Source organism: Streptomyces sp. NPDC054847, from assembly GCF_053610925.1.
This window is the reverse complement of the sequence record NZ_JBSGZJ010000336.1, coordinates 1-7,848: the sequence shown is the minus strand read 5'-3', so window position 1 is coordinate 7,848 and position 7,848 is coordinate 1. Positions and strand designations below refer to the sequence as shown.

At 70.7% G+C, this 7,848-nt stretch carries 5 protein-coding genes; 2 read left to right on the top strand and 3 right to left on the bottom strand.

What is annotated here, in order from left to right:
• Positions 1 to 39: 39 nt before the first annotated feature.
• From ACWGH4_RS26260 to ACWGH4_RS26250, 3 genes are all read right to left on the bottom strand, one after another.
• Complete coding sequence (locus ACWGH4_RS26260) at positions 40 to 1,641, bottom strand: sodium/solute symporter (RefSeq protein ID WP_453465315.1); 1,602 nt, start codon at positions 1,639 to 1,641, stop codon at positions 40 to 42.
• Positions 1,638 to 2,111 carry a DUF485 domain-containing protein gene (locus ACWGH4_RS26255; RefSeq protein WP_453465313.1) on the bottom strand — a complete coding sequence of 158 codons (474 nt, stop codon included), beginning with the start codon at positions 2,109 to 2,111 and terminating at the stop codon, positions 1,638 to 1,640. Before ACWGH4_RS26255 ends, ACWGH4_RS26260 begins: the two co-directional genes overlap by 4 nt.
• Before the next feature lie 304 nt (positions 2,112 to 2,415).
• Positions 2,416 to 3,939 (bottom strand): MFS transporter, encoded by a 1,524-nt coding sequence (locus ACWGH4_RS26250; RefSeq protein WP_453465311.1) that lies wholly within the window; start codon positions 3,937 to 3,939, stop codon positions 2,416 to 2,418.
• Positions 3,940 to 4,326: 387 nt separating this feature from the next.
• Between ACWGH4_RS26250 and ACWGH4_RS26245 the strand changes: the two genes are divergently transcribed.
• Positions 4,327 to 5,115 (top strand): ATP-binding cassette domain-containing protein, encoded by a 789-nt coding sequence (locus ACWGH4_RS26245; RefSeq protein WP_441266983.1) that lies wholly within the window; start codon positions 4,327 to 4,329, stop codon positions 5,113 to 5,115.
• A complete protein-coding gene (locus tag ACWGH4_RS26240) occupies positions 5,112 to 7,682 on the top strand; it encodes an ABC transporter permease (RefSeq protein ID WP_453465309.1) in 2,571 nt (856 codons plus the stop codon). Before ACWGH4_RS26245 ends, ACWGH4_RS26240 begins: the two co-directional genes overlap by 4 nt.
• Positions 7,683 to 7,848 lie beyond the last annotated feature (166 nt).

Sequence of the window (7,848 nt, the reverse complement as noted above, 5' to 3'; positions counted from 1 at the left end):
GTGAACCACGGACCGGGCGCCCTCGTTCGTGCGTGCAGGTCAGGAGTTCGTCGGCGTGCCCGCGAGGATCGTCGGTTCCAGGTCCTCGTAGTGGCGGCGCTGGGTCGCCGCGTCGTTGTCGTAGAGGACGGTCGCCAGCCAGCCGGCGAGGAAGCCGAGCGGGATGGAGACCAGGCCGGCCGTGGTGTACGGGAACCAGTTGAAGTCCTGGTCGGGGAAGACGGACTGCGGTGATCCGGACACCAGGTTGCTCCCGCTCGTCAGGACGAGCGCGGAGACGGTCCCCACGATGAGCGTGGCGAGCAGCCCCGTACGGGTGTAGCGGCGCCAGAAGAGGGTGTAGACGAGGGCGGGTGCGACGGCGGACGCGCCGATGCAGAAGGACAGGGTCAGCAGGGCCTGGAGGTTCAGGTGCCTGGCGCCGGCGGCGATCGCGATGGCGACCAGGCCGACGCCCGCCGCGGCGGACCTGGCGATGGCCATCTCGGCGCGGTCGGTGAGCCTGGCTTCGCGCAGGCCGTGCGCGATCAGGTCGTGGGCCAGGGTGTTGGCGCAGGCCAGGGTGATTCCGGCGACCGACGCGAGCAGCGTGAGGAAGATCGCGGTGGCCACGGCGGTGAACACCAGCGTCTCGACGGTGTTCGGGTCGGGGCCCAGGACGGCCTGGCTGACCATCAGGAACGCGGTCTTGCCCTGCGGGTCCCCGGCGGCGAGTTCCTTGTGCCCGACGAGCGCGGCCGCGCCGAAGCCGATCACGGCGATCAGGAGGCAGGTGACGACGACGATCGACACGGCCCAGGACATGGAGCGCCGCACGGCCCTCGCGTTGCGGGCGGTGAACATGCGCATCGTGATGTGGGGCAGTACCGCCGCGCCGAGCACGACGGTCAGCTGGGTGCTGATCATGTCGATCTCGTCGCCGGCGAACTGGAGTCCGGGGGTGAGGTACGCGTCCTTCAGCCCGCTGCCTTCCTTGGCGGCGTCGAGCAGCACGGGCGGGCTGAAGTCGAAGCGGTCGAGGATCAGTACGGCGATGACGGTGGCCGCGCCGAGCAGGACGACGGTCTTGACGATCTGGATGAAGGCGGTGCCCTTCATGCCGCCGATCGCCGCGTACGTGATCATCAGCAGGCCGAGGAACACGATCGCCCCGGTCTTGAAGCCGTCGGCGTGGAAGCCGAGGACGACGGCGAGCAGGTCGCCCGCGCCGGCAAGCTGGAAGATGACCAGGGGCAGCAGCGCGGTGAGGGTGACCGCCGCCACGGTGATCCGCACGACGGGGCCGGGGGCGCGGCGGCCGAAGACGTCGCCCATGGTGAACCGGCCCGCGTTGCGCAGGGGTTCGGCGAGCAGGAACATCATCAGGACCAGCGACAGCACGGTGCTCAGGGTGAGGGTCATGCCGTCGTACCCGAGGAGCGCGATGATGCCGATGGTGCCGAGCACGGTTCCGGCGGAGATGTAGTCGCCCGCGATGGCGAGTCCGCTCTGCATGGGGGACAGGGAGCGGTAGCCGGTGTAGAACTCGCCGAGGTCGTCCCGGTCGGGTCCGGTCATGACGCACAGCAGGAGCGTCACGGTGATGACCGCGATGAACGCCATGAGGGACATGGTCTGGGCATCGGAGCTGAACCCGTTCATGCGCGCGCACCTCCCATCGGATGGCGTCCGCCGTGCGGGGCCGTCCGCTCGGAGCGCTCCCTGACGGAGGCGACCAGCGGGTCGACGCGCCTGCGTGCGATCCGCTCGTAGACGGCGATCGCGGCGAGCGCCACGGGCAGTTGGACGAGTCCCAGCACCAGTCCCGTGGTGAGGCCGCCGCTGACCTCGCCGGTCATCATCGAGGGGGCGTACGCGGACAGGAGCAGGAAGAGGACGAAGTAGCCGAGGGCGGTGAACGTCGAGACGCGCCGCAGCCTGCGGTAGGCCGAGCCGAGGCTTTGCAGTTCGCGGCTGTGCCCGTCGTCGGCCGGGTGGTGCTGTGCGCCCTGCGGCCGGTCCCAGGGCTGCGGTTCGAAGCCCCATGCCGGGTCCGCCGCCTCCTGGCGGTGCCGGCCGGGGGTACGCGGCTGCGGCGGCGGATCAGGGAAGAGCTGGTGGTGGTACGACATCGTCTTGCTCCTTGCCGCCCCGAGGGGGGCGGGTGGCGCTGGTGGTCCGCGTACGTTACTCACGGGTATGGCGATGGCGTAAGACCTTCCCGACCAACGGGTATGTCAGTTCGGTGACGATCCTGTGCAGGAGCGAACGGACCGGCGGTAACCCGCGGTGAAACGTCGCCCTTGACCCCGATGGCCGGAAATCGCCTGCGCCGTCACGGGGGAGGGCGCTACGCCGCGACCGCCGCCTCGACACCCACGCAAAGGCCGAGGCCGTGTGCCGCGAACGCGAGACCGCCGTGCGGGCGGCGCGCGGTCAGTCCGCGTCCGGCCGGACCGGGAACCGCTTCGGCGCCATGAGGACCAGGACCAGCAGTGCGGCCCCCGCCGCTGCCGCCGCCCCCAGGTAGACGTGGTCGACCGCGGCGTCCACCGCCCGCCGCAGGCCGTCGGCGGCGTCGGTCGTCAGCGTGCCCGGGTGCTCCAGGGCGTGGGATACGGAGTCGAGGCTGCCGCCGCCGAGGCGGGCGAGCAGGACCGCGTTGGCGACCGCGCCGAACAGGGCCGCGCCCATGGACTGGCCGACCTGGCGGCAGAAGAGGACGGACGCGGTCGTGGTGCCGCGCTCCGACCAGCCGACGGTGGACTGCACCCCGACGATCAGGGGGAGTTGGAACAGGCCGAGCGCCGCGCCGAGCAGCAGCATCGCGAGAGCCGGCTGCCACGGCTCGCCGGGGAACGGCAGGAGCGGGAAGGACAACAGGACGAGCATGGCCCCGGCGATGCCGAGGATCGCCGTCAGCCGGAACCCGATGCGGTTGTAGACCCGGTCGGACAGGGCGGCGCTGACCGGCCAGCTCAGCGTCATCACCGACAGGACGAATCCCGCGGCGATCGGGCCCAGGCCGAGCACGGACTGGGCGTAGGTGGGCAGGAAGACGGTCGGTGCGACCATCAGCAGGCCCAGCGCGCCGAGCGCCAGGTTCACCGCGGCGATGGTGCGGCGACGCCAGACCCAGCCCGGGATGATCGGTTCCGCAGCGCGGCGTTCGACGACGACGGTGACCGCGACCAGGACGGCACCCCCGCCGAACAGCGCCAACGAGGGCGCGGAGAGCCAGGGCCACGCGGTGCCGCCCTGGACGAGCGCGGTGAGGAGCAGGGCGCCCGTCGCGAAGACGCACAGCGCCCCCGCCCAGTCGACGCGGGGGCGGGACGCGGGGGCGGGGCGGGCCGGTTCCGCGAAGTAGCGGACGACGAGGAAGAGCGCGACCGCGCCGACCGGCAGATTGACGAGGAAGATCCAGCGCCAGTCCGCGTAACCGGCGAGCAGCCCGCCGACCGCGGGGCCGGCCACGGCCGCCGTCGCCCAGACCGTCGACAGCCGGGCCTGGATCCTGGGGCGTTCCTTCAGCGGGTAGAGGTCCGCGGCGATGGTCTGCACCGTGCCCTGGAGCGCCCCGCCGCCGAGGCCCTGGACGACGCGGAAGGCGATGAGCGCGGCCATGTTCCAGGCGACGGCGCACAGCAGGGAGCCCAGCAGGAACAGGATGATGCCGGCGACGAGGACGGGCTTGCGGCCGAAGGTGTCGGAGAGCTTGCCGTACACGGGGAGGGTGACGGTGACGGCGAGGAGGTAGCCGGAGAAGAGCCAGGAGAAGACGGCGAAGCCGCCCAGGTCTCCGACGATCTGGGGCACGGCGGTCGAGACGACCGTCCCGTCGAGCGCGGCCAGCGCCATGCCCAGCATGAGTGCCGCGACGACGGGGGCCCGTCCGCGGGGTGCGGCCGGGACCGCCTCAGCTCCGGACAGGCGTTCCGTGCGGCCGGTGCTCCCCATCGCTGCCCCAAGTCCTTTCCGCATGCATCTATTTCCTGGGACACCTTCTCACTTGAGGCTGACGCAGGGGGAGGGTGCAGTCTCGTCGTACGCCGGGTCCACCCGTGGGTGGAGTCCCCCTAGGGGCTCCTCCTTACTTCTGCCGGGGGGACGTTCGTCCCGGCGGACGACGTGGAGGCCCGGTCCCGTTCCTTAACTTGTTCTTACGGCCGCAGCGGAGGCCCACAGCCGACGCAGTTCCGGCCGGGGGTGGGGAAAACCCCCGGACCAAGACTGCGCTGCGCACCAGCGCGCCGGACCACTTCCGTCGGAAGACTCGACACATACCCGCGGCGACGCCGTTCGCCGGAACCAGACCGCAGATTTCCCAGAGCTAGGAGACCTACCGTGACTACGGCTGTAACCACCCCCGCACCCGGGGAGACCGGAGGGCGCACGGCCGTCGCCGCACGGGGGCGGCAGGTCGTCAAGGCGTACGGCGCCGGGGAGACCCGTGTCGTCGCGCTCGATCACGTCGATGTGGACATCGCCCGTGGGCAGTTCACGGCCATCATGGGCCCGTCGGGCTCCGGCAAGTCGACCCTCATGCACTGTCTGGCCGGTCTCGACACCGTCACCTCGGGGCAGATCTTCCTCGACGACACCGAGATCACCGGCCTGAAGGACAAGAAGCTCACCCAGCTGCGCCGGGACCGGATCGGCTTCATCTTCCAGGCGTTCAACCTGCTGCCGACGCTGAACGCCCTGGAGAACATCACCCTCCCCATGGACATCGCCGGCCGCAAGCCCGACGCAGCCTGGCTGAACCGGGTCGTGGAGACGGTCGGACTGGGCGAGCGCCTCAAGCACCGGCCCACCGAGCTCTCCGGGGGCCAGCAGCAGCGCGTCGCCGTCGCCCGCGCCCTCGCCGCCCGGCCCGAGATCATCTTCGGAGACGAGCCCACCGGGAACCTGGACTCGCGGGCGGGAGCCGAAGTGCTCGGCTTCCTCCGCACGTCGGTCGACGAGCTGGGCCAGACCATCGTGATGGTCACGCACGACCCGGTCGCCGCCTCCTACGCGGACCGCGTGCTGTACCTCGCCGACGGCCGCATCGTCGACGAGATGCTCCGGCCGACCGCGGAGGCCGTCCTCGACCGCATGAAGGACTTCGACGCGCGCGGGCGGACGTCATGACCGTCTTCAGGACCTCTCTGCGCAACTTCTTCGCGCACAAGGGGCGTATGGCCCTCTCGGCCGTCGCGGTGCTGCTGTCGGTGGCCTTCGTGTCGGGCACGCTCGTGTTCACCGACACCATGAACACCACGTTCGACAAGCTCTTCGCAGCCTCCTCCGCGGACGTGACCGTCAGCCCCAAGGGCGCCGAGGACACGGAGGCCCCGGCGACCGGCAGGCCGGAGTCGCTGCCCGCGTCCCTCGTCGACGAGGTCGGCAAGGTCGAGGGCGTGAAGTCCGCCGAGGGCGCCGTGTCCAGCATGAGCGTCACCGTCGTCGACTCCGAGAACAAGAACATGGGCTCCACGACCGGCGCCCCGACGATCGCGGCCAACTGGACCAAGAACGACCTCAAGTCGATGGAGATCGCCTCGGGCCACGCCCCCCGCGGCCCCACCGAGGTCATGGTCGACGCCGACACGGCCGACAAGCACAAGCTGAAGCTGGGCGACGAGCTGCGGACCATCGCCGTCACCGGAGACTTCACCGCGAAGATCACCGGCATCGCGTCCTTCAAGGTCACCAACCCCGGTGCCGCCGTCGTCTTCTACGACACCGCCACCGCTCAGCGTGAACTACTGGGCAAAGAAGGGCTGTTCACCAACGTCATGGTCGTCGCCGACGAGGGCGTCAGCGACGAGGCGCTGAAGAAGAACCTGGCTTCCGCGCTGGAGCAGCCGTACAAGCTGCAGACCGCCGAGGAAGCGGCGGACGCCGGCCGCGAGGAGGTCGGCTCGTTCCTCGACGTGATGAAGTACGCGATGCTCGGCTTCGCCGGGATCGCCTTCCTCGTCGGCATCTTCCTGATCGTCAACACCTTCTCGATGCTGGTCGCCCAGCGCACCCGGGAGATCGGCCTGATGCGCGCCATCGGGTCGAGCCGCAAGCAGGTCAACCGCTCCGTGCTCATCGAGGCGCTGCTGCTGGGCCTGGTCGGCTCGATCGCCGGTGTGGCCGCCGGTGTGGGGCTGGCCGTCGGGCTGATGAAGATGATGTCCGCGGTCGGCATGAACCTCTCCACCGACGATCTGACCGTCAAGTGGACGACCCCGGTGGTCGGCATGGTGCTCGGCATCGTCGTCACCGTCCTCGCCGCCTACATCCCGGCGCGCCGTGCCGGCAAGGTCTCGCCCATGGCGGCGCTGCGCGACTCGGGCATGCCGGCCGACGGCAGGGCCGGATGGATCCGCGGTGGCATCGGCCTCGTGCTCACCGGCGCCGGCGCCGCGGCTCTGCTGGTCGCCACGCAGGCGGAGAAGGCGAGCGAGGGGTCGATGTTCCTCGGCCTCGGTGTGGTGCTGTCCCTGATCGGCTTCGTCGTGGTCGGGCCGCTCCTGGCGGGCGTTGTGGTGCGGGTGATCAGCGCCCTGGTGCTGCGGATGTTCGGCCCGGTGGGCCGGATGGCCGAGCGCAACGCGCTGCGCAACCCGCGCCGTACGGGAGCGACCGGCGCCGCCCTGATGATCGGCCTCGCCCTGGTGGCCTGCCTGTCGGTGGTCGGCTCCTCGATGGTGGCCTCGGCGACGGAGGAGCTCGACAAGTCGGTGGGCGCCGACTTCATCGTGCAGTCCGCCACCATGGGCCCGATCGTGCCGCAGGCGCAGGAGGCCCTGAAGAAGGCGCCGGGCCTCGAGCACGTCACCGAGTACAAGGGCGTCGACGCGAAGATCACCGCACCCGACGGTACGGCGGAGGACCTGCAACTGGTCGCCGCGGACCCGACGTACGCCGAGGACCTGCGCCGCGAGACGGTGGCGGGCGAGCTCTCCGCCGCGTACGGCAAGGACGCGATGTCCGTCGGCAGCGACTACGCGGAGAAGCGCGGCGTGAAGGTCGGCGACACGATCAAGGTCGACTTCAAGAACGGCAGCCCCGCCGATCTGAAGGTCGCCGCGATCACCTCCGACGACACCAATGTCGACAAGGGCGCGATGTACCTGAACATCACGACCGCCGCGCGGTACGTCCCGGCCGAGAAGATGCCCGAGAACATGATCATGTTCGCCAAGGCGGTCGACGGCCAGGAGAAGGAGGCGTACACCGCGCTGAAGAAGTCGCTCGCCGAGTACCCGCAGTACAAGGTGCAGAACCAGACCGACTTCAAGCAGGACCTGAAGGACCAGATCGGACAGCTGCTCAACATCGTCTACGGCCTGCTGGCGCTCGCGATCATCGTCGCGATCCTCGGCGTGGTGAACACCCTGGCCCTGTCGGTGGTCGAGCGGACCAGGGAGATCGGCCTGATGCGGGCCATCGGCCTCTCGCGCCGCCAGCTGCGCCGGATGATCCGCCTCGAGTCGGTGGTCATCGCCCTCTTCGGAGCGCTGCTCGGACTCGGCCTGGGCATGGGCTGGGGCACCTCCGCCCAGCAGCTGCTGGCGCTGGAGGGACTGGGCGTACTGGAGATCCCGTGGCCCACGATCATCACGGTCTTCGTGGGCTCGGCGTTCGTGGGCCTGTTCGCGGCCCTGGTGCCGGCCTTCCGGGCGGGCCGGATGAACGTCCTGAACGCGATCGCGACGGAGTAGCGCCCACCGGTGGGCCCGGTACGGGGGTCCGGTCCCACCCGCACACCGAGCGGCCCCGGGCGGCCGCCCACGACGCCCCGGGGCGTCGGGCGGCCGTCGTGCCGCCGTCGCGCGGCCGGGAGCGTGGGGCGCCGGCGGGGAGCCGGTGGCGCGCGCGCGTGACATC

Bases quoted from the DNA above. Each gene is read 5' to 3' on its own strand.
- ACWGH4_RS26260 (WP_453465315.1), bottom strand. From the start codon at position 1,641: ATGAACGGGTTCAGCTCCGATGCCCAGACCATGTCCCTCATGGCGTTC.
- ACWGH4_RS26255 (WP_453465313.1), bottom strand. From the start codon at position 2,111: ATGTCGTACCACCACCAGCTCTTCCCTGATCCGCCGCCGCAGCCGCGT.
- ACWGH4_RS26250 (WP_453465311.1), bottom strand. From the start codon at position 3,939: ATGGGGAGCACCGGCCGCACGGAACGCCTGTCCGGAGCTGAGGCGGTC.
- ACWGH4_RS26240 (WP_453465309.1), top strand. From the start codon at position 5,112: ATGACCGTCTTCAGGACCTCTCTGCGCAACTTCTTCGCGCACAAGGGG.